Source organism: Chitinophaga sp. YR627, assembly GCF_900114995.1.
Taxonomy (GTDB): Bacteria; Bacteroidota; Bacteroidia; order Chitinophagales; family Chitinophagaceae; genus Chitinophaga.
Genome location: NZ_FOUX01000002.1, coordinates 124,287 through 145,683 on the forward strand (window position 1 = coordinate 124,287; position 21,397 = coordinate 145,683).

The 21,397-nt window shown below is 44.7% G+C and carries 17 protein-coding genes; 11 read left to right on the forward strand and 6 right to left on the reverse strand.

Translation table 11 applies throughout. The features are described from left to right. Positions 1 to 72 precede the first annotated feature (72 nt). Positions 73 to 915, reverse strand: a complete 843-nt coding sequence (locus BMZ72_RS09210; RefSeq protein WP_089807521.1) for a DUF1266 domain-containing protein — start codon at positions 913 to 915, stop codon at positions 73 to 75. 294 nt (positions 916 to 1,209) lie between these two features. Between BMZ72_RS09210 and BMZ72_RS09215 the strand changes: the two genes are divergently transcribed. Further along, the gene (locus BMZ72_RS09215; protein ID WP_089807523.1) at positions 1,210 to 1,935 is read left to right on the forward strand and encodes a DUF4197 domain-containing protein; all 726 of its coding nucleotides are present in this window, start codon (positions 1,210 to 1,212) and stop codon (positions 1,933 to 1,935) included. Positions 1,936 to 2,124: 189 nt separating this feature from the next. Then, positions 2,125 to 2,901, forward strand: coding sequence for a hypothetical protein (locus BMZ72_RS09220; RefSeq protein ID WP_255373155.1), 777 nt, complete (start codon positions 2,125 to 2,127; stop codon positions 2,899 to 2,901). Here BMZ72_RS09220 and BMZ72_RS09225 read toward each other — a convergent pair. Both BMZ72_RS09225 and BMZ72_RS09230 read right to left on the reverse strand, forming a co-directional pair. Beyond that, complete coding sequence (locus BMZ72_RS09225; RefSeq protein ID WP_089807527.1) at positions 2,892 to 3,311, reverse strand: hypothetical protein; 420 nt, start codon at positions 3,309 to 3,311, stop codon at positions 2,892 to 2,894. The genes BMZ72_RS09220 and BMZ72_RS09225 overlap by 10 nt on opposite strands. Continuing rightward, complete coding sequence (locus BMZ72_RS09230; protein ID WP_255373156.1) at positions 3,308 to 3,820, reverse strand: RNA polymerase sigma factor; 513 nt, start codon at positions 3,818 to 3,820, stop codon at positions 3,308 to 3,310. Before BMZ72_RS09230 ends, BMZ72_RS09225 begins: the two co-directional genes overlap by 4 nt. A gap of 144 nt (positions 3,821 to 3,964) precedes the next feature. Here BMZ72_RS09230 and BMZ72_RS09235 point away from each other — a divergent pair, with 144 nt between their 5' ends. The 3 genes from BMZ72_RS09235 to BMZ72_RS09245 all read left to right on the forward strand — a co-directional run bounded on the left by BMZ72_RS09235 (position 3,965) and on the right by BMZ72_RS09245 (position 7,634). Further along, a complete protein-coding gene (locus BMZ72_RS09235; protein ID WP_089807530.1) occupies positions 3,965 to 4,312 on the forward strand; it encodes a hypothetical protein in 348 nt (115 codons plus the stop codon). Positions 4,313 to 4,441: 129 nt separating this feature from the next. Continuing rightward, positions 4,442 to 6,589 carry an outer membrane beta-barrel protein gene (locus BMZ72_RS09240; RefSeq protein ID WP_177222733.1) on the forward strand — a complete coding sequence of 716 codons (2,148 nt, stop codon included), beginning with the start codon at positions 4,442 to 4,444 and terminating at the stop codon, positions 6,587 to 6,589. Between the two features lie 61 nt (positions 6,590 to 6,650). Further along, complete coding sequence (locus BMZ72_RS09245; RefSeq protein WP_089807533.1) at positions 6,651 to 7,634, forward strand: aldo/keto reductase; 984 nt, start codon at positions 6,651 to 6,653, stop codon at positions 7,632 to 7,634. 90 nt (positions 7,635 to 7,724) lie between these two features. On the opposite strand, the gene BMZ72_RS09250 is transcribed toward BMZ72_RS09245, so the two are convergent. Continuing rightward, entirely contained in the window at positions 7,725 to 8,807 is a 1,083-nt protein-coding gene (locus tag BMZ72_RS09250; protein ID WP_089807535.1) for a metallophosphoesterase, read from the reverse strand. Between the two features lie 67 nt (positions 8,808 to 8,874). Here BMZ72_RS09250 and BMZ72_RS09255 point away from each other — a divergent pair, with 67 nt between their 5' ends. Continuing rightward, complete coding sequence (locus tag BMZ72_RS09255) at positions 8,875 to 9,102, forward strand: hypothetical protein (RefSeq protein ID WP_089807537.1); 228 nt, start codon at positions 8,875 to 8,877, stop codon at positions 9,100 to 9,102. Here BMZ72_RS09255 and BMZ72_RS09260 read toward each other — a convergent pair whose 3' ends face one another. Further along, on the reverse strand, positions 9,103 to 9,384 hold the full coding sequence (locus BMZ72_RS09260; RefSeq protein WP_089807539.1) for a hypothetical protein: 282 nt from the start codon (positions 9,382 to 9,384) through the stop codon (positions 9,103 to 9,105). 110 nt (positions 9,385 to 9,494) lie between these two features. Between BMZ72_RS09260 and BMZ72_RS09265 the strand changes: the two genes are divergently transcribed. The 4 genes from BMZ72_RS09265 (at position 9,495) to BMZ72_RS09280 (ending at position 18,705) form a co-directional block, all read left to right on the forward strand. Continuing rightward, entirely contained in the window at positions 9,495 to 10,388 is an 894-nt protein-coding gene (locus BMZ72_RS09265) for a DUF4349 domain-containing protein (protein ID WP_089807541.1), read from the forward strand. Positions 10,389 to 10,470: 82 nt separating this feature from the next. Next, positions 10,471 to 11,400, forward strand: a complete 930-nt coding sequence (locus BMZ72_RS09270) for a hypothetical protein (RefSeq protein ID WP_143087653.1) — start codon at positions 10,471 to 10,473, stop codon at positions 11,398 to 11,400. Positions 11,401 to 11,599: 199 nt separating this feature from the next. After that, complete coding sequence (locus BMZ72_RS09275) at positions 11,600 to 14,140, forward strand: SusC/RagA family TonB-linked outer membrane protein (protein ID WP_089807546.1); 2,541 nt, start codon at positions 11,600 to 11,602, stop codon at positions 14,138 to 14,140. A gap of 5 nt (positions 14,141 to 14,145) precedes the next feature. After that, on the forward strand, positions 14,146 to 18,705 hold the full coding sequence (locus BMZ72_RS09280; RefSeq protein WP_089807548.1) for a TonB-dependent receptor plug domain-containing protein: 4,560 nt from the start codon (positions 14,146 to 14,148) through the stop codon (positions 18,703 to 18,705). Positions 18,706 to 18,762: 57 nt separating this feature from the next. Here the strand turns inward: BMZ72_RS09280 and BMZ72_RS09285 are convergent, their stop codons facing one another. Continuing rightward, positions 18,763 to 19,821: a serine hydrolase domain-containing protein gene (locus tag BMZ72_RS09285; RefSeq protein WP_089807550.1), complete on the reverse strand. Its 1,059-nt coding sequence runs from the start codon at positions 19,819 to 19,821 to the stop codon at positions 18,763 to 18,765. Positions 19,822 to 20,047: 226 nt separating this feature from the next. On the opposite strand from BMZ72_RS09285, the gene BMZ72_RS09290 reads away from it, so the two are divergent. Beyond that, a complete protein-coding gene (locus BMZ72_RS09290) occupies positions 20,048 to 21,388 on the forward strand; it encodes a DNA/RNA non-specific endonuclease (protein ID WP_089807552.1) in 1,341 nt (446 codons plus the stop codon). Positions 21,389 to 21,397 lie beyond the last annotated feature (9 nt).

A 21,397-nucleotide genomic window follows, 5' to 3' on the forward strand; every position in this document is an offset into this window, starting at 1 on the left:
ATCCTGCAACTATAGAAAAGAAAAGCGGACTTTGATGAAAGTCCGCTTTTCTTATATCAAATGCGATGAAAACTATTTGCTTTCCAGTAATACCCATGGGCTGCTATCTTCTGAGAGCAGATCACAATGTCCGCCATGGAGTTCATCCAGTTGTTCGATATCGCCGGTCCACATGGCGAAACCTATGAGATAGTTTTCTCCGAGGTTGGCCCAGCTGGTGTAGTTATGCAACAGCTCTTTCCCGAATTTACGGATGTAGCGCATGGATTCTTCTCTTGACAGGAAACCTGCATCGTAGCCCCAGCGGCAGAGGTTTATAGCGCGACCCAGATCCCAGGTAAGGGCATCCAGTTTACACTTCTTGCCTTCGAAGCAATCGGATATTTCGCGGAGGTGTTTGTAGCATTCGGAGATATTGGCGGCGTATTCTTCTATCGGTGCATCGTCTCCTTTTGCCGCAAAGTCCTGCTGTAATTTATCCAGTGCTTCAGGACGTTCACGTACCGGCAGGGTGGTCAGTATCTGCCAGATGGGCTTAAAATAGACCCGGTGCCCCCGGGTAGCGAGTCCATCGATCGTGCTCAGTAATTTATCCCGGGTATTGATATGCCAGTCTCTTCTGAGCATGTGTCTGATCTCATCCTGTTCTGTATCGGTTTCCAGTGTATCCAGTCTTTCTCCCCGGAGGTAGATCAGATTGGCGCCACAGGCGATATACTGCCGGTCATGCAGGGACAGGACGCCGTCTTCGTTTACCAGAGGTTCGTCTTCAACAGCTTTATCCCGCTGTTGGTCACGTTCCTTCATGGCTTTGGCAGCAATTTCCTTTGCCCGGCTATTGAGCTTCATTAATTTTATGATAACGAATACGATGTAGACTGCGGCTACCACTCCGATGATAATAAACGTTTTCATGTGGAATCTGTTATATGGCGTCCCCGGTATCGGTGCGGGACTTCCCCATTGTTACTAAAGCTGTTTTCTCTCCTGACCTGTAATAATGACTATGTGTCTGAATAGTGCTGTTTCCCTCTTAACAAGGGACGTTTTTCATACTCTATGCAATATCGCATTTTTAAAGGGAATATTTGTCACTTCGTTGTCCGGAACAGGGGAATGATAACAATAGTTAACAGAAAACATGAACGCAATGAATAAGAAGAGGATTATCTTTGCGCACCAACATTTAAGAATGTAATACAATCTATTATGAAAAAAGGCTTTTTTGCATGTATTATTGCTGCCACGCTTCTCTTAACCAGCACTGGTTGTGAAACCTCCCAGCAGATACTCAATAACCTGCCATCCTACGGACAACTCAGCACTACCCAGATAGCTGCTGGTCTGAAAGAAGCATTGACCATCGGAACACAGAACAGCGCTAACAAACTCTCTTCTCCAAACGGCTTTTTTGCCAATGCCGCCCTTAAGATCCTGATGCCACCGGAAGCACAGAAAGTAGAAAGTACCTTACGCAGTATGGGTATGGGTAGCATTGTGGATAAAGCGATCCAGTCTATGAACAAGGGTGCGGAAGAAGCTGCAAAATCAGCTGCGCCTATTTTCGTAAATGCGATCAAACAAATGACCATCACCGATGCACTGGGCATCCTGAAAGGTGGCAACAACGCTGCAACCAACTATTTCAAAGATAAAACGACTGCCTCCCTGACAGCGGCTTTCCGTCCTGCCATCAGCGAAGCGCTGAAAAAAGTGGATGCGACCAAATACTGGTCAGACGTTTTCTCTGTATATAACAAATTCTCTTCTACCCCTGTCAATACCGACCTGACTGCTTATGTTACCGAAAAAGCAGTTGCCGGTATTTTCTCAGAAGTAGCGGTAGAAGAGCAGAAAATCAGACAGGATCCGGCTGCCCGAGTGACTGATCTGCTGAAAACGGTGTTCGGTAGTGCACAGGCACAACAGAAATAAGTTTCCTGCTTTAGCATAAAAAAGAAGAACCCGTACACCTCCCAGGGCGTACGGGTTCTTCTTTTTTTATTATTTTACACCCTTTATCCCTAGTCCCTGCCGCTACCGGCTTCTTATACGCTTATGATCCAAAAATCCCTTGGCATTGCCCGGATAGTGACGCATGTCCTTATATTCATTGTTCTGACGATGCTTACACAGCTGGGAGGCATTATCTATCTGATTTCCAGGCGTACCCATCCCCTGATCATCCAGAAAGTGACCAGGCCAATATTACAGCCACTGGCTAAAATAGGCGCGTTCATGCTGATCTACCTGTTTAGTACTGTACTTATTATCCCCCTGCTGGCTAAACCTTTTGGCAGGGTGCCACTGCCTGTCTTTCGTAAAGATGGTTTACAGCCCTTACGGCTGACCACCTGCTTACTGAACAGGCATTATGTGCGACCGGCCCTGAAAACCGCTGCGTTGGATATTGCTTTGAAAATGAACCGCTTCCATCCCGGAACGGCGGTCAATTACCTGGATGGCGGATTTCCTTTCTTTAACAGCTTTCCAATGCTACCACATCTGAGTCATAATGACGGGAAAAAACTGGACCTGGCCTTTCTCTATATAGATAAAACCAGTGGCATGCCTTCAGATAATGCACCTTCTGTCATTGGTTACGGCGTGTGTGAAACACCACGCCCGGGAGAGATCAATACGGCTGAAAGTTGCCGGGAACAGGGTTACCACTGGTATAGTGTACTGCAACAGATAGCACCACAGGGGAATAAGCACAAATATGTATTTGATAGTCTGCGGATGCGGGCATTAATGACAGTCATCATCTACCATCCTGCTATTCATAAGGTATTTATTGAACCACATCTCCAGACACGCCTGCAGCTGGAAAGTGATAAGATCCGGTTTCATGGCTGCTATGCAGTGCGGCATGATGACCATATTCATATTCAGTTATAAGAGCGGACCTTTTCTTTCACGAGCTTCTGGTCCAGGTACTGGATCAATAGTATTAATGCCAGTCCGCCTGGCAGGATAGGTCCGTAATGAGATAACAGCTGCAGAACAGGACTATTGGTACTAAAAAAGATCAGCGCCGCTACTGCTCCTCCCCCCAGTAACAGACAAACGGCTGCTATCAGCAGATTAAAACGCAACTCTGCTTTTCTGTCTTTTTCCAGCCGGATCCTGGCGCTTACATTCACAGCAAAACCCGGAGACAAATCTGGTACAACAGGCTGTTCCAGCGCTTCCCATAAGACGGTATAGCGTTCCAGCTCCTGCTCCTCTCCGGCAGCTAGTGGCACATCCGGAAGGTGCAGGCCCTTTTCCAGCATTTCCTGTAATTTTTGCTCATCTATCTCTTTCATGACACCTCATTTTTAAGATAAACACCTAATTTATCCTTTAGTAGTTTACGTCCACGGAAAAGATAACTTTTTACAGTTCCTTCCGGGAAACCGGTTATTTCTTCAATTTCCTGGTAAGAGAACTCATTCAGATGATATAACGTCAATACCGTCCTGTATTGTTCAGGCATCTGGGCAATCAGGCGGTTTATATATGCCGTCACGTCCTTTTTGTCCAGGAGGTGGCCGGGATGTTCATCTGTAAAGCTATAGTTTTCAATATCCTCCGGATGAGACACCGTATTACCACTGCTGTACTTTTTACTGTAGTTAATAGCTGTCAGATAGGCGATACGGGCGATCCAGGTGGATAAACGGGACTTATACTCAAAGCGCCGCAGGTGCTGGTGCACCTTTATAAACACCTCCTGACAGATATCTTCTTTATCCTCCTGTGTATTGATGATCCTGTTCACCACATGGAATACCAGCCCCTGGTATTGTGTTACCAATACCTCAAAAGCTTTCATATCTCCATGTAAGATGCGGGGAATTAGCTCCTTTTCATCAATCATGTCAGAGTAGACAAAGGTTTATTAATAAATGTTGCAAAAAATCTGCTCATTTTGCAACATTTCTGGAAATACGCCTGTCTACTGAAAAAACAATCGCATATGTTCAACATCATCGAAACACTTGGCAGCTTTATCATGATCATCAGCGTTTTCGCTATTACCGCTTCCCTGATCGTTGCCTTTCTCAATTACAGACTTAAAAGGCGCCTGCTGGATGCGGGACCGATAGATGACAATGCCCTTAAGCTATTGCCCGGCATTCCAAAGACCAGCAGTGATATGCTCAAATGGGGTATTATTCTGTTTTTCGCAGGATTGGGACTGATCGTACTGGAGTTCATACCATTCAATGTAGAAACTTCTCCACTTCCCTATGGTGTTGAAACCGTGTTTATTGCCACCGGCTTCCTGGTATACTATTTCCTGATCAGCCGGAATAATAAGTAAGCCCTTTCGTTTCAGACCAACCTATCGCCTGCTCCCACCGGACAACCCAATTTCTCATACGCAATCCCTTGGTTCTAAAAGCGCCTGCAGCTTTGAACGGGCATTGCCATGCCTAAAAAAAGACCACTCATGCATAAACTGTTATTATACACTGCCTGCAGTATTTCCTTACTGTGTGTCAGTCTGACAAGTCAGGCCCAGACGGCAGACACCCTGCGGAGCCGGGGACTTAAAACGGTGACCGTCACCGGACAAAAACCACTGATCCGTCAGGAGGTAGACCGTCTCATATATGATCTTCAGGCTGATCCTGACAGCAAAGGCAGTAGTGTGCTGGAGATCATGCGAAAGGTGCCTTTTCTGTCCGTGGATGCTTCCGGTAATCTGCTGCTCAAGGGGAACAGCAGTTATAAAGTGCTGATCAACGGGAAAGAATCGGGCATGTTTGAAAGGGACCCTGCTATGGTACTGCGCACGATCCCAGCTTCTACTATTCAGCATATAGAGGTCATTACCACCCCACCATCGAAATATGATGGAGAAGGATTGATGGGGATCATCAATATCGTTACTATCAGGCGTAAAGCAGATGGTTACAACGGTACGATGAACATCAGTGAACGCTTTCCAGCCAATGGGCCTGGCATAGGTGGTTCATTCGCTATGAAAGAGGGCGATCTGGGCATCTCTGTGTATGGCGGAGCAGGATATGAATATCGTCCACATGCTCGTAATGATATGCAGCGAACTGCTTATGCGAAGATACCTGTTATGTTGTTGCAGGAAGGCGACCGCCATCACCATCGTAGTAATGGTTATTTGGGTACAGAATTAAGTTATGCGATGGATAGTCTGCATCTGCTAACCGCACAATTCAACTTTAATGCGTATGGCGGCGCCGGAGAAGAACAACTGTTTTCCCGCATGCTGCGTGGTGGCAATGTGGATCAGCAATATGTTATGCACAGCAGTAATAACAATCATGGTAATGGTATGGATGCCGGGATCAATTATCAGATCACTTCTCCTAAATATAAAAACAACCTGCTCACTTTCTCTTACCGTTATGCGACTAATGGCAGAAAGCAGGGATATCAGCAACTATTCACAGATACGATCAACTATGATATTCCCGGTTACCGGCAGGATAACAATGAGCGGTTCAAAGAACATACGTTACAGGCAGATTATGTACGCACCTTTCGGCATTTCAGTATGGAAGCCGGGATGAAAGGCATATGGCGTAGTAATTACAGTGATTATCTTAACGCCTATGTATCGACTGATCCGATTACGAACGGGTTTGACGGACAACAGCGCGTATTCAGTATGTACAATGCCTATACCTTCTCTTCAAAGTACTGGGAACTGAAGGGAGGTGTACGTGTGGAACAGACTTTCATGGAAGCCAGCTGGCAGGACGATTCTGCGAGACTGCATAAACAATTTCTGAACCTGATTCCATCGGTAGTGATCAACAGAAAACTGGGCGGAAACAGTTCGCTTAACCTGGGCGTTTCCAGGCGCTTAAAAAGACCTAATATCTATAAGCTGAATCCATTTAAAGACCGTTCTAATCCTTCGCAGGAATCATCCGGAAATCCGGCATTGCGTCCGACACTGACAACGAATGTTCAGCTGGGATATAGCTGGTCAGGGAAACTATCCTTGAATGCGGCTGTCAGTTATGCCTTCCTCAACAATATGTTTATGGAGATCACCTCCTATGATACGGCCCGCAATATTACCACTACGATCATAGAAAACAATGTCAAAGGTAGTGGCCTGGGATTTGACTATACTATTAACTATCCTGTTACAAAATGGCTGCACCTGAGCATTAATGGCAATGCAGTTTATCTTTCACTGGATGGCGCCAGCAATGCCGCCCCTATTTCGCTGAACAGATGGAATTATTCGGTTAACGGCAATGCGTCTGTCCGCATGAATAAGGGCTGGAAGCTCACTGCAGCAATCAACATTACCGGACGCAACCAGGTATCGTTGCAGACTACGAGCAATGCTGTGACAGCTGTTTCACTTGGAGGCAGTAAAGATCTGATAAAGGATAAACTGAGCTGTTCTGCTACTATCAGCAATCCTTTTCCCGCATACAGACAGAACCGTACAGTATTGTCAGATAAACTATTTACGCAATCTAATAACACACAGGAATATTTCCGGACGGTTAACATGAGTATCAACTATAACTTTGGCAGACTGAAGCAAGCTATCCAAAAGAATAGGCGCGGTATCAGGAATGACGACGGTAACTAAGCGGGGTTCTTTGTATATTTAGTATACAATATTGAATGACCCATATACAAACGATGATCTCATGAAATACAGGAAACTAGGAAACACAGATGTCTCTCTCTCCGCTATCGGACTGGGATGCATGGGTATGAACCATGCTTATGGAGAAGCCAACGATGCTGAATCCATCGCTACCCTGGAACATGCCATAGCGCTAGGCGTTACATTCTGGGATACGGCCGATATTTACGCCAATGGTAGAAACGAGGAGCTGGTGGCAAAGGTGCTGAAGCCCAACCGTTCTAAAATATTCCTTGCTACGAAGTTTGGATTTACATTTACTGAAGGCCAGCCCGGAGGATTTGATGGTTCGCCCGCATATATGCGGAAGGCGGTGACGGATAGTCTGAAAAGACTACAGACAGACGTGATCGATCTTTATTACGTACATCGCGTTGATCCGAAGATACCGATTGAGGAAACGGTGGGCGCGATGGCTGAGCTGGTAAAAGAAGGAAAGGTACGTTATCTGGGATTGTCTGAGGCGGGTGTTAATTCCATCCGGAAGGCACATGCGGTACATCCTATTTCAGCTTTGCAAAGCGAATACTCTTTGCTGACAAGAGATGTGGAAAAGGAGATTATTCCGTTGTGCAATGAACTGAAGATCACCTTTGTGCCTTTTAGTCCGCTGGCGCGTGGGCTTGTGACCAATACGCTGGATCTGGGTGCGCTGAAGGATAATGATTTCAGGAAGTCGCTTCCCCGTTATCAGGCAGCACATGCTGACAATAATCAGCAACTGGCGGCGGCTTTCGCGGAACTGGCTGCAGCTAAAAACTGTACGGCCGCTCAACTGGCATTGGCGTGGGTATTAAATCAGGACGAGCACCTGATACCTATACCAGGTACCAAACGCAGGAAGTACCTCGAGGAAAACGCAGCAGCGGTGGATATTACTTTGTCTGATGCGGATAAAAAGGAGATCGATGCTTTACTGGCGAAGTATCCGGATACCGGGGAACGGTATGGGGCGGCACAGCAACAGCTGGTAGACAGGAGTTAAAAACGAGGCATTAAGTATTCACAACTGGTGTATACTTTAGTTCTTAAGATATAGTAAAAAGAGACTGGTGCGTACCAGTCTCTTTTTCTTTTATAATTGATCAAAGAGATAATCCAGCTGCGCTTCTTCCAGTACAATACGGTTGACGTTCTTTCCTTCCTGGTCCCATTTCACGAGACGGATCACACCTTCAGTGATCTCGATACCCGTTATATCTCCATCACTGAAACAACAGCAGCCGGTATTAAAGTAACTGGGGCTGACCATTGTCTTTACAAACTCCTTACCTGCATATTCTGCCCTGCGTTTTTCCAGGGACTCCTGTAAGGCCTTAGCTTTTTCCTGGTCACCAGCCTGCATCGCTTTCTCCAATGCCTTTGTCAGCCGGTCAATATGATCCATAGAGGCAAATACCGGTTTATGTGTATGCCCGGAGATCAGTATTGTCTTCTTATACTGCTGGCTCCATTCATACATGGTGATGTTGTGTTGGTCTACGAGATCGAAACTATCTGATACAGTGTCAAGGCGGATGTTCAACCAGCGTTGTATTGGTGTCCATATCGCTGCCACAAACCATTTACTGAAAGCATTACCATCGGCTCTTTTATCTCCCTGATGACCATGTGCGAGGAAGATGGTTTCATCGGCACTTTTATATTTCATCTTCAGCGCCAGTCCTTCGTAAACCTTCAGTTCCTTTCCAAAGATCGGTTTTAGGAACTGGTCTCTGGGGATCTGGTAATTCCATTCCAGGTCGTGATTGCCAAATATGCGGTAATAGCGTTGTTGTTGCAGAAATAAGGCTTCTTCCAGTAAAGCGGTCCTATTCTTTTCAAGGACCTTAGAAGGTTTATTTTCCCAGAGCTCTTCACAATCGCCCAGATTGATCAGTGTAAAGCCTTTCTCATAGTAATAACGCAATGCGGTAAGATAAGAGGTTTCAGCGAGCATGAAGTCGTCAGAGCCGTCCCTTCCACCTTTGTGCTGATCGGAAAATACGATGATAGAAGCCTGCTGATAATCGTAGGTCAGGACAAGTCCTTTGTCTTTTTTCCCCTCCTCTATCTGTTTATAGAGTTGGGATAGCGATTCGAATATGAGCTTCTTATCGGGATTGGAAGAGAAGCGCCGGGACAGACGTATAATGAGGTTACGCAATAATTTCTTCATAACTGAAAAGCTAAGGTTGCTGATGTTCTGGCATAATATTTCAGGAAGATAATTAAAATGTAAATGTATGAAACGGAAAACAATTTATATCAACTATCATGAAGAAGACATACAGGTAGATATTGATGAAAGTAAAGGCAACCGCTCATTCCTGGTCTATCTGCCAGGAGAAGACGGACACCTGGATATCGCTATAAAAACAGATGCGGAGGGGAATGAAAACTGGTACGAAGGAGAACAGGCCACTCCCCGTGCCAAAGAGATCGGTGAACTGATTGAGCTGGCCACGATGTAGTTATATACGCTGAAAATCGGCCGGTCCGACGAGAAACCATTCTCCATCAAGTTCCAGTACATCCCCCGGTGCTACAGAGCGGGTACCATCTGCCACAAGCGGATCAGGCGTTACTTCTTCCCTGCTCACCCATGGGAGGTCTTCATTCTGGCATATTTCAAATGCCTCCCGCAGATCGGAGGTATCTACGTCTGCGATATGCTGCAGGTTCTCAATTTTCACCTCTTCGCCTGTCAGCGGAAAACCTAATGTATAGTCAGGATTAAAATAGACTCTTATCATAAAATTAATTTACCCCTTTTCTGATTCACAAAAAAGGGTCCAATTCTTTAACATTTCTTTAAAGGGTTACCTTTTGCGGTTTACTGGTATAAAATGTAAACAACTTTCTTATGCGTGTCCCCCTATATTACATGGCGCCAGTGGTGCTGCTGACCGCTGCATGCTCTTCCGGTTCGAATCATCACAGCTACAACGCAGCTGACGATACCGCTGTATCAATGAACGAAGTGGCGCAGGCCGCTGATTCTACCGGCTTTACCAATGATATTACTTCTGTCAATTCTCCTTCCCGAAAACGCGTCAGGACAGCTGATGTACGCTGTCGCGTAGGAAGTGTATTCAATGCCGTATCTACACTTGAACATGTGGTCAGAAGCGTTGATGGAATGGTATCAGAAAGTGTGATGCAGAATGAATCAGTCGTGACCAGAGATATTTCTTATTCAGCTGATTCACTGAAGCGTATTGAACTGTATACGCCTGTTGCCAATCTCACGCTACGTGTACCCACAGCCAGTCTGGACTCAGTGGTACATACGCTCACCGGCATGGCCACGTTCATTGATTATCGTACGTTGAAAGACGAAGATAAAACCCTGAGCTACCTTTCCAATGCTATGAAAAACAACGGCCCTGCTCCTGCTGCCATCAAGCCTGTTGCAAAAAGCAGCACGCTTGCTATCGCGCAATATAAGGATCAAAAGTATGATACGCAGACGGACAGAAGGATTGAGAATCTGGCTATCCTGGATGATGTACATTATGCTACGTTCACGGTACAATTATTTCAACCACAGCAGGCCGATGTACAGATTATCGTAAACCCCGAGAGATTGACCCGTGCGCAGTTCGGCACAGAATTCCTGCTTGCTGTACGTTCCGGTTTTGAAAGCTTTGGAGCTTTATTTATTTTCCTGATCAGCTGCTGGCCTTATATCATCCTGCTGGTATTGGGGATATTGATCTATCGTAAAGTATTACGTAAAAAATTAAGTGTGCAATAGTTAATCCACTTCTTCATAGCGTGTAATCACTGTTATATGCTGTACTGATTCCACATACATTACATCATCCTAAATTTCTTTTATGAACAATTTATTCCGTGCCTGTTGCGGCCTGGCATTGCTATGCCTTTCAATAAGCTGTGGCAATTCCACAGATGTGCCTTCCTTTCTTAACACATCCAATCTTCCCTACGTGATGGTGCAAGTCAACACAGAAAGAGACACTACAGTGACCCTTGATGGTGGAACAATCATAACAGTACCTGCACATGCACTGAAAGCTGAAGGAAGCCAGACTGCCTATTTTGTTGTAGCAGAAGCCCTGACATTAGAGAATATGTTGTCAGCCGGACTTCGTACCCAAAGTAATACCGAACCATTGAGTAGCGGAGGCGTCATCTCGCTGGATGTAGCCGATAGTCCCAAAGTCACTATCGTACACCCGATACAAATCAAGGTCCCCACAGCAGACATTATAACCGGTATGCAGTTGTACAAGGGAGTAGATACCGGCAAAGGTATTGACTGGACTGAGCCCAGGGCATTAGCTGTACAAAATAACGCTGATAACATAGGGGTAAAAACCGATCAGGCGCGTAAACTTTATTATAACTTCGAGATCAGCGCACCCGGATGGTATAGCATAGATGTTCCTGTCAAAGAAATATCCGGAGTTTCACCAACCGAGCTTACTACAACAGTGAATGCTGCAGATACGCAGAACATTTCCACTTTACTGGTGGTTCCGTCTCACAAGATCATATTAAAGGGAATACCAGGTGAAAAGGCCTTCTCTTATACATTCTGCTCCGCGGATGGAACAATACCTCTTCCATTAGGCGCTACTGCTATGGTGATCGCATTTGCAGAAGATAAGCAAATGCGGAAACTATACTATGGGATAACCCCTTTCAGAATTTCAAAAAAGAATACGCTACAAATCGAATTAACACCTTCAAATGAGGAGGATGTTATGCGCAGGATAGCGACACTAGGCATACTCAGTCATTAATTCATCCGTCCCTATATATATGCACATAGCCCGGCCAGTTATACTGAGCCGGGCTTATTTTATTAATCAACTCATAATCAACCATTTAAATTATTTATAAGCTATTTTGTGGAATCTTTAACAAACCTGCATCATACAGCCGGAAGATCAACCAACAATAGAATTAAATCTATATTTATGTCACCTAAAAACTGATACCTTGAAATTAACTATACTCCTTCTCTTTTTACCAACTGTACTGGCTGCTCAGGTTAACACCAGTGTTGATCCGATCATATCACAGGATTATACTGAGCAGGTAAGAAAACTGAGAAGCAGCATTGATCCGGTTGATTCAATAGCATTTAAGCGGAATACAATGCTGAAGCTAAAAGGTCAGTTTTCACCTGGTACGAAGGTGAGCCGCCTGAAAATTACAGACGGCCTCGCAGAGATATCTCCCGGGTTTACACGTACCTTAAAACTGTCCGGGAGTTACAGTGGCACCATTGAATTAAAAACACATAACCGGTTACCGGAACTGCAAAATACCTATGCCCAGGGCAGAGCATCCAACGGATCATTAATATGGAGGGGACCGGAGACAGGAGAACTATTCAGTTACGGGCCAGCGCTGTCTAATCTTGAATTTGATGGTAGTAATTATCCTTATGACCAGTCCGGGAAACTGGTGTCTGCTGGTGCAGGAAACGGTAAACCCGCTACTGCTTATCAGGAGGATATTTTCCGGACAGCTATAGTGCATTCCCATCAGCTGAACATTCTATCAGAGCTATATCGCTATGGAAAGCGTAGCTGGAATTTTGGGTTGAAACTGGGACATGGCAATGAACAGTTGGTTATCAGAGACAATAAAGGCTCATTCAATAGTCTGGCAACTGAACTGAGCACGCGTATCAAGTGGCTGACCATTAAAAGCACTTACCTGTATAGTGAACGGGAACGTACAAGTGCAAACCGTAATGGCCTGCTGAATATCGCTTACCAGAATGCATTGTTAACACCCGTTAGTTTCAGCAATGAGCAGGGCACAACATTGGGAAACGGACAACGCAGCTACAGCCATATGGCAGATAATCCCTGGTATCTGCTGAGAGATAATAAAAACGATTATAACTGGACAGAGCATAATGGTAGTTTGCTGCTAAAATTAGAGACCAATCACTGGCAGGCAAAGGTGCAGCAGACATTGCAACGCGTACAGGAACGGCATACAGAGCGTTACCAACCGGGTACTGCTGCATGGGCAGATGGTATGTATACGGACAGGAACAAGAGAGACCTCAGGTACAGATTGCAGACAGAAATAGGCAGGGAGATAGACTATAACGATAATAATTTCAAATCAACGATATCGCTTTTTCATACATTTAACAATGACAACTCCCGTATACAATATCTGTCTGATAACAGTCTTTACGATTATCAGCGCTCTTCTCATGACTTATTCCTAAATACGATCAATACTTACTCCGCAAATCATCTGACAGTAATCCTCAAAGCGGGTAACAAGGCATATATTTCCAATACGGCGATGAAGAATAATTTCATGTTACCGTCTGTAGACCTGGGCATGACATTGGATAATCTTGTACGCGGTCTGGTACTGAATGGTTCCGTTTGTTATCACATGACAAACAGTGAGCTATCTCTGAATAAATCCATGGCCTATATTAATCTCTTACAATATTCAGCAGGTAACATATCCGGATACCGTCCTGTAAAAGAAGTCAATACGTTTCAGAAACTCAGTTCGGTAAATAACCGGGAATGGGATGGTCACTTTAATGTCTACTACAAAAACAACCTTTCATTAAATAGCAGTTTTTATATCAGAGACACACATGATGATGTATTTCCTGTCTTTGAAAATGGGGACCTGTTATTAAAGAATCTGGCGAACCTGAGAAGTAAAGGTATGGAGGTGAATGTATCTCTGTCAAATACACGCTTGCGCAGAGATGTTTACATGAGTACTTCCGCCTCTCTGTTTGCATATCGTACCGACGTTACCAAAGTACAGGAGGGATACAACTTTACGCCTATTGCGGGCATCCGTGATGTGCATAAAACACTTGTTCAGGGACGGCCATTAGGTGTGATCGTTGGCACTGCATATCTGAGGGACGCGGCAGGAAATATGATCATTGGTGCAGACGGATTTCCATTAACAGACGCTACACCCAAAGTAATTGGCAACCCTATTCCTGATTTTATCGCCAAACTAAGTAACAGCATAGTCTGGAAAAGATGGGGGATGACGGCGGATATGGAATGGAAAAAAGGCGGTCAGATGTGGAATGGCACACAGGCAGTACTGGACTATTATGGACGATCTGCAAATAGTGCATCAGAACGAAACATCACAGATTATGTATTTAAGGGGGTAAAAGCTGACGGTCATGTAAATGATGCTGCGGTTAGATTCTATGATCCGGCACAGCCAGTAGAGATGAACCGATGGACCAGATATGGTCTCACAGGAGTTGCGGAACAGTATGTACAAAAGGCCGATTACCTGAGACTGAATACAGTTTCACTTAGTTACCGCATCAGCTTAAAGAAAAACACCCAGCAACTTAATCTGAATACCTATGTGAATAATATTCTGCTGTGGTCTCCCTATAAAGGAGCAGATCCTGATCAGTTGCTATATGATCAACCCAACACATCCGGACTTGACTTTTTCAACCTGCCTGCCGTAAAGACATACGGATTTAATGTTACCTATCAATTCTAAGACCCATGAAGTACGGTATAAGAGCGTTGCAGCTGCTGATAGTGTTTCTGCTCTCATTTGGTGGCAGAAGCATGGCACAGCTTGCAGACTACAATAACAATAAAGAAAAAATCTATATACAGACCAGTCATGTATTTTTCAAACCAGGAGAAGATCTTTTCTTCAAGATATATCTGGTGAATGCGAAAAATCAATTCATATCTGTATTAAGTAATGTTGTGTATGTCGAGATCGTAGGTCCGGCTGGTAATATCATACAGACGCACAACTATCGTATTGAAGACGGTTACGCTGAAGGACACTATAAATTTGAAGCTGGCGCTAATGGTGGGTTATACAAGCTCAGGGCATACACTACCTGGATGAAAAATGAGAAAGAAAGTACCTGGTTTACAAAAGAGATTACTGTTCAAAAAGTGATTGCTCCGCGTGTGCTGATGAAACTTGACTTTCCGGAAAAAGGCTATGGACCAGGTGATGAAGTAAGTGCAGCCTATTCGATCCGCAGTCTTGCAGATCGTCCTATACCCGGATATGAGACAAAATTCACTGTATCACTGGCAGGCCAGGCAGTCAAGACGGGGACATTTAAAACCGACGTAAAGGGCAAAGCGGATATCAGATTCACCCTACCGGCAGATCTGACAACGAATGATGGCCTGCTGAATATTACGATTAATTTTGACGGCTATACAGAAGCCATATCCAGAAGTATTCCTATTGTACTGAATAAAATTGACCTGCAGTTTATGCCGGAAGGCGGTACGCTCGTGGAGGGACTATCTACCAATATTGCTTTCAAAGCGATCAATGAATTTGGTAAACCCGCTGATGTAAAAGGAGTAATAAAAGACGAGAACAATAATACGGCTGCTACATTTGAAAGCTTTCATGATGGTATGGGGCAATTGGCTTTCACTCCGCAGCCAGGGAAAAAATACAGGGCTGAGCTACTCAAGCCGGCAGGTGTCCGTCAACACTTTGACCTCCCCACAGCTGCTAAACATGGTCTTATTATGAATGTAGGCAGAAAGGGAAAACTGTTGCAGTTCAATATTGCTGCTACGCGTGATATAAATGTGCGGTTGACCGGACAAAGTAAGAACGACGTACATTATTTACAGGAGTTATCGCTTAAAAAAGGGGCACAGACAATTGAAGTGGACGCAGACAAATTCCCTGCGGGCATCGCCAGATTTACTATCACAACAGGTACGCGGCTTCCTTTGGCAGAAAGACTCGTATTCCTGCATCCTGAAAGAAGATTGCAGGTGAGCATCACTTCCGATAAAGAACGTTATCAACCAAGAGAAAAAGTAACCCTTCACCTGAAAACACTGGATGAAAAAGGTCAGCCTGTACCCTCTAACTTCTCATTGACTGTAATGGATGATAAACTGTGGTCGCTGGCTGATGACAAACAGGATCATATTCTTTCCTGGCTGTTGATGAGCTCTGAGCTGCATGGTAAGATAGAAGAGCCGCAATTCTACTTCAAAGAAGACGAAAAACGGGCTATTCCGGCACTGGATCTTGTTATGTTAACAAATGGCTATCGCTACTTTGATTACATTGACTACCTGGAAAAAACGGGCCGACCTAAATTCAGTCCGGACCTCAATAATATCATCAGCGGCGTCATTGTAGATAAAAATGGTAAGCCCGTAAAATCGACGGTCTATCTGCTAAGCAGTACAAATGCCAGCAATTATGACAGGGGCAAGGTTATTCAACAGGTAACAGAAGATGACGGCGGTTTCTTCTTTACAGATATTACTTCAGCATTCAGCTATCACCTGCTGGCACGCTCTGCACACAGAAAAGAGACTATCAGTATCAAACTCTTAAGAGAAGGAGTAGATTATATTCCCAGTCCTGCCAGGAAAGTAAAAGATCCATTTGAAGACGACCGTCTGCCACCTCCTTTACTGGCCGAAAAGAAAAATAAAGATAAGGTGGAACTAATGGAAGACGCATTTAAAGAGAAAGACCAGCAGCAAAAGAAAACAGACAATCTGGCTTTGGGTAAAATGGATGACCGCAACCTGAACGAAGTGATTGTACTGGGTTATGGGACAAAGCTAAAAAGGGATGTTTTAGCTGGTTCGGTTGTGATGGTCAGAGAAGCTGATGCGATAAACACGGATCCCATTCTTGCGCTACAGGGAAGAGTGGCCGGCCTTTCTATCACAAAACCTACCGGCGCCGGTGGAGCAACTATAAACCTCAGAGGTCAGGCAACACTGGCAGGAAACGACCAACCCCTGATCCTGCTGGATGGCATCCCTGTAGAAAAGATATCCGATGCTATTATTCCGGCAGATATTGCCTCTATTGAAGTACTAAAGGATGCAGCTGCTACGGCCATTTATGGGAGCAGAGGCGCCAATGGTGTAATCCTGATCACTTCAAAAAACAACAAACGCCCATCTATCATACTCAATCTGGCACCAACCTTCTATTATGCATCACAAACGGTACAACTTCAAAAAGATGGATATACAGTAGCCAAACGCTTTTATGCACCCAAATATCTGTCTCCCAATACAAGGACAAGGGATGATTTCAGGGAAACTATTTACTGGAATCCGGTTGTGCAGACAAATAAAGATGGGGATGCCAGTATAGAGTTTTACAACTCTGACGCCAATACCACTTTCCGTGCTATTGCAGAAGGTATCGGCTTCAATGGTAAACCGGGAAGAGCAGAAAAGACATATGCAGCACAATCTCCGCTGACAGTAGACGCTAAACTGCCTCCATATATGACTGCGGGAGATGTTATGCAAATTCCATTAGTGATAAAAAACAATACGGATAAAGTCATTACGGCTAAAATTGATGTTAGTATTTCTGGCGATATAGAACTGCAACCTTATAAAGATGCTATCAGTATACCATCAGACAGTGCCATTCAAGTGCCGGTAACCATCAGGGCCCGCACAGCGACAAATGGGTCCATCTCTTGTAAAGTAATAGCAGGCGATCATAAGGAAAATCTGTATCTACCAGTAAATGTCACCAGTAAAGGCTTCCCTGTAATCACTACCATATCGGGTAACAGATCAAAAGAAACCAACTTTACTATCAATCATATGCTGGAGGGAACACTGACAACTGAACTGAAGGTGTTTACAAAAATGGAAGACCGCCTGATCAATGATATAGAATCCATGTTAAGAGAACCATATGGCTGTTTTGAGCAGACGTCCTCTACGACTTATCCCAATATATACATTCTCAAATTGCTTCGCTCTTCTGCTAAAAAACATTCAGCGGCAGAACAGAAAGCAATGGACTATCTTATCACCGGTTATAAACGGCTAATTGGTTTTGAGACGGCAGAACATGGCTTTGAATGGTTTGGCCGGACCCCACCTCATGAAGCTTTAACTGCATATGGACTCCTGGAGTTTACAGCCATGAACGAGTTCATTAAAGTAGATAAAGGTATGCTGGAACGCACACAGCAATTCCTGCTGGGACGCAGAGATGGCAAGGGCGCTTTCAATATTCATAAACAGGGACTGGACGCATTTGCATCTGTACCGGATAAGATTGCAAATTTCTACATCGTATATGCCTTAACAGCTTCCGGCATCAAAAATCAGATCACACTGGAATATGAAACAGCTGTTAAAAAAGCGCTGGAAAACAACGATGCCTATCAGTTATCAATGATGGCGCTGGCGGCCAGTAATATGGGACGTGAAGATGATTTCAACAAGCTGCTGGCAGCGGCAAGGGCAGCGAAGCTGAATGCAGAAACAACGGTGGTCAACTCCAGAAGCAGCTCTTTACGTGTAGAGACCATGGCGCTGTATGCTTTAGCGCTCATGAGAGAAAAGACCCCTGACATGGCTGCCATCGCCGATCTGATCGCTGATATCATGAAACAGAAGAGCTACTATGGTTACGGCTCTACACAGGGCACCGTACTGGCCTTACAGGCGATATGCAGCTATCAGCAACTGATAGGTGATCAGATAGCTGGTTCGCAGATGGAAATAAAAGTGAATAACAAAACTATTTACGCAGGTACCAGTGCAACATCCTCCATTAACAACATTGTCGAAGGTGAAAATACTTTCTCGATCAAATACAAGGATGAGAAAGCCAATGCACCATACCAGCTGGAACTGGCTTACTTCACCTCATTGCCGCCTAATGATGCACAGGCAGAACTTAACCTGGCGACTGAATTGTCTGCCAGTCAGACGAAAGTAGGAGAAACTGTCAGGATGCAGGTGGCGGTGACAAATACAAAAAGCATTCTCCAGCCTATGAGCATCGTGAAAGTGGGTATCCCAGCCGGTCTGACGGTACAGCCATGGCAATTAAAAGAAATGATGGAACAGGGAAGGATCGCTTACTATGAGATCTTTGACAACTATCTTGTATTGTACTGGATGGGATTTGCTCCAGAAGAAACCAAAAAGGTAAACTTCGACCTGAAAGCTGAAATAGCGGGTAAATACAAAGGAAAGGCAAGCACCACTTATCTGTATTATACACCGGAATTCAAGCACTGGAACGCAGGTACAGAAATTACCATCGAACCTTAATACTGTTGTAATGTAATAGCAAACGGGCTGTCCACCTTTGGCGGACGGCCCCTTTTTTTATACCGGTTTTCCATCCAGTATATTCCGGATCATTTCTCTGATCTTTAAACTGGATGTATTACTGATCTTAGGCGTTGTGCGTGTGAATATAATCCCTGCCACATGATGCTTTAGATCTATCCAGGGATGTGCGCCAAATGCGCCCGGACTGCTATTTTCTTCTGCTACACCATTTGCATTGACGACATCTCTCCAGTTGCCCATACCATAACGTACTTCTCCTGTTTTATAAGGGGTATAAGGGTTAAGCGGATACGGTGTATTCTCAATAACAGCACCGGCAGTCTGGTCCTGCAACATTTCATTGACAGCGGCTTCACTCAGTATACGGCGCTGATGGAACATACCTTTATTAAGCAACATTTCCAGGAAGTTCAGGTAGTCCCTGGCACTGGTGCGTACACCGCCTGCAATAAGCGGATTAGCAGGTCTGATGAGGATATAATTAGCGTCCATTTCACAGGGATTGGCGATACGTTCGTTGAATAATGTCTGCCAGCGTTTTCCGCTCACAACTTCCGCTATTCTGCCTGCGATGTGCATACTTACACTACCATAGTTAAAAGCCTCTCCTGGTTTATGGATCATATCCGTATAGCGCGCAAATGAGTCTACAGCCGCTGCCAGTGTCAGGTCTTTGTTATATTCATAGCGTTGCGGAGAGTCTCCGGGAAAACCGGAGGTATGTGAGAACAACTGTCTGATCGTAATATTCCCTTTACCATGTGCAGTGAATAGCGGCAGGAATTTACCTACTGTATCATTGAGTGAGAGTTTCTTTTCATCTACCAGGGACATGATCACAGCAGCTGACAGCCATTTGGAAGCGGAAGCAATGATACGAGGCTGTGTAATAGACAGATTCGCTTCTTTCTTATAGATAACAGCATTGTCTTTTGATACGAGTACCGCAACTTCATTACTATATTCTTTCAGATGTGCGTCAACGTAAGTACCTACTTTGGTGAAATCATATTGATCAGGAGCAGGTGCTGGTTCAGGTTCTCTGGTACAAAGTGTGAAGATGAGACTGGTGGAAAAAAGTAGCCATTTCATATTTTAAGATTTTCATTACATATATACAGCGTTTATATAAGTTGCACCAGATCTTTTAAGGTCAACTGGATTTTTTTTAGGGGTGAAGCAGAAAATCTGCGGACTCAGGCAGATAAACGGTTTTAGCATTTCTTTAACTAATATTATTTTAATGAAAACTAATGTTCGAGTGTCTTTTCTTTGTCAGATGAATACATACCTTTAGAAAGATTAAACCCACATTAATATGAGAACCCTCACTCACCGGCTGCTCTGGATAGCAGTCCTCTCCGTATTCATTGCCTCCTGTACGAAGGATGACAATCAAACACGTCCAACGCCGTCTTCAACTGACACCCGGGAAGCAACTGTCGAAGCAATCACACTTTCAGAAAATTTTGAATCCGGTACCAAAGCTGCCTATGCTGCTGCTAATGTAACGCCTGGCAGCGGCAGCTGGTATTTCGATGAAGCACTTATTGGTAATCTGTCTACAGATGCCAAAACGGGTGTTGCTTCTGCACGTATCCGTAACACGGGATCCATTACGATGAATTTCAATGCCACCGGCGCCAATACTATCAGCATTGCACATGCTGTATTTGGTTCTGATGGCAGCAGTACCTGGCAACTCTGGATCTCGACGAACAATGGCAGTACCTACACCCAGACAGGTAGTACTATTACCAGTTCGTCCACAAGTCTGCAGACGGTAACTTTCAACGTAAATGTAACCGGCAATGTTCGGTTGTCCATACGAAAAGTATCCGGTGGCAGCAACCGTATCAACATCGACAATATTACCATCAACACAACTGGTGGTGGTACCGGCGCCGGCGACAACAGTCATCTGTTGCTGGGTAATCCAAGCGGAGCTATGGCAAGTATCGCCTTTCCGACCAACTATCTGGTAGATCAGACTTACTACAGCATCTCCTACAACAATGCAAGGAGTACACCTAACTGGGTAAGCTGGCACCTGAACAGCAATGATGTTGGTAGTACTTCCCGTCAGGATGACTTCCGCCCTAATACAGCTTTGCCGACCGGCTGGTACCAGGTAGGTTCCGGCAGTTATTCAGGTAGCGGTTTTGACAGAGGCCATAACTGTCCTTCGGGAGACAGAACCTCATCTGTGCCAGCGAATTCCTCCACATTCCTGATGACAAACATGATCCCACAGGCGCCACAGAATAATCAGCAGACCTGGAACAATCTGGAAATATACATCCGTTCGCTGTTAAGCGCAGGGAATGAGGTATATATAATAATGGGGAATTATGGTACAGGCGGCACAGGAAGTAATGGCGGCACAAGCACCTCAATCGATAATGGCCATGTGACAGTGCCGTCTAATGTGTGGAAAGTGATCGTGGTGATTCCTGATGGTAACAATGATCTTAGTCGTATCAGTACTTCCACCCGTGTGATCGCGGTTAATACTCCTAATATCAATAGTATCAGCAGTGACTGGAAGAGCTACCGGACTACAGTAGATGCCATTGAGTCTGCGACAGGATATGATCTGTTGTCAGGTTTACCGGCCAATGTGCAACAGGTGATAGAAGCACAGGTAGATAATTTATAAAAGAAGCAT

Coding starts and splice junctions, on each gene's coding strand:
- BMZ72_RS09210 (WP_089807521.1), bottom strand. CDS start 915: ATGAAAACGTTTATTATCATCGGAGTGGTAGCCGCAGTCTACATCGTA.
- BMZ72_RS09280 (WP_089807548.1), top strand. CDS start 14,146: ATGAAGTACGGTATAAGAGCGTTGCAGCTGCTGATAGTGTTTCTGCTC.
- BMZ72_RS09215 (WP_089807523.1), top strand. CDS start 1,210: ATGAAAAAAGGCTTTTTTGCATGTATTATTGCTGCCACGCTTCTCTTA.
- BMZ72_RS09240 (WP_177222733.1), top strand. CDS start 4,442: ATGCATAAACTGTTATTATACACTGCCTGCAGTATTTCCTTACTGTGT.
- BMZ72_RS09265 (WP_089807541.1), top strand. CDS start 9,495: ATGCGTGTCCCCCTATATTACATGGCGCCAGTGGTGCTGCTGACCGCT.
- BMZ72_RS09245 (WP_089807533.1), top strand. CDS start 6,651: ATGAAATACAGGAAACTAGGAAACACAGATGTCTCTCTCTCCGCTATC.
- BMZ72_RS09230 (WP_255373156.1), bottom strand. CDS start 3,820: ATGAAAGCTTTTGAGGTATTGGTAACACAATACCAGGGGCTGGTATTC.
- BMZ72_RS09290 (WP_089807552.1), top strand. CDS start 20,048: ATGAGAACCCTCACTCACCGGCTGCTCTGGATAGCAGTCCTCTCCGTA.
- BMZ72_RS09260 (WP_089807539.1), bottom strand. CDS start 9,384: ATGATAAGAGTCTATTTTAATCCTGACTATACATTAGGTTTTCCGCTG.
- BMZ72_RS09270 (WP_143087653.1), top strand. CDS start 10,471: ATGAACAATTTATTCCGTGCCTGTTGCGGCCTGGCATTGCTATGCCTT.
- BMZ72_RS09255 (WP_089807537.1), top strand. CDS start 8,875: ATGAAACGGAAAACAATTTATATCAACTATCATGAAGAAGACATACAG.
- BMZ72_RS09235 (WP_089807530.1), top strand. CDS start 3,965: ATGTTCAACATCATCGAAACACTTGGCAGCTTTATCATGATCATCAGC.
- BMZ72_RS09250 (WP_089807535.1), bottom strand. CDS start 8,807: ATGAAGAAATTATTGCGTAACCTCATTATACGTCTGTCCCGGCGCTTC.
- BMZ72_RS09225 (WP_089807527.1), bottom strand. CDS start 3,311: ATGAAAGAGATAGATGAGCAAAAATTACAGGAAATGCTGGAAAAGGGC.
- BMZ72_RS09285 (WP_089807550.1), bottom strand. CDS start 19,821: ATGAAATGGCTACTTTTTTCCACCAGTCTCATCTTCACACTTTGTACC.
- BMZ72_RS09220 (WP_255373155.1), top strand. CDS start 2,125: ATGCTTACACAGCTGGGAGGCATTATCTATCTGATTTCCAGGCGTACC.